At 36.8% G+C, this 674-nt stretch carries 1 protein-coding gene; it reads right to left on the reverse strand.

All coding sequences use genetic code 11. The features are described 5' to 3' along the window. Positions 1-674: autotransporter outer membrane beta-barrel domain-containing protein (locus HMPREF1552_RS00245; protein WP_021743007.1), on the reverse strand; the 674-nt coding region annotated here is incomplete at both ends.

Here is a 674-nt window from a genome sequence, read left to right on the forward strand (position 1 = left end):
AAATTAAATCTAAGTCCTGTGGTAAAAACATTATTATTCCCTTTACCTTTTCCACTGTCAACAGAACCGTCATAGTTTACATACCATCCAAATCTAGAATTTACTTCTGTCAATGCTCCAACTCCAGTCCATGTCTTGTTCTTAGAAAGTCCGATACCTTTTACCTTAAACGTTGCTCCAGGCAGTCCAGTATATCTTGCATCAAAGCTCAAATCCTGCTCATTGAAAGATCTCTGATGTGTTATGTATCCCTGGAATGTAGTCTTGCTTCCACCGTTCCAGCTTACAGCCTTTCCAACTCTAAGACCAACTAGTGCTGCTGTCTGATTGTAGTTCTTTTTATCAGCAGTCAGTCCAAACTGGCTCTTCTCTTCAGAGAATGAACCTCTTACAACTGTATCGTGAGTCAATCCCGCAAACGGTGTTACAACAAAGTCACCATTATCATTTTTAATGTCATATCCTGTTTCTAGATATCCAGAATAAACTTTATCATTATGATTAATTTTTGCTCTAGTAAAGTCATTATTGCTTAAAATAATATCTCTTTCAACATCACTGTCAACAAATCCGACACCAAAACGACCTTGCAGATAGAAAGGAACATTTTTGTTTCCTAATCTTCCGTATAATGAAACTCCAAAGTTATTAGCATCAGATTTTCCACCATATCT

The organism is Leptotrichia sp. oral taxon 879 str. F0557 (assembly GCF_000469385.1).
Taxonomy (GTDB): domain Bacteria; phylum Fusobacteriota; class Fusobacteriia; order Fusobacteriales; family Leptotrichiaceae; genus Leptotrichia; species Leptotrichia mesophila.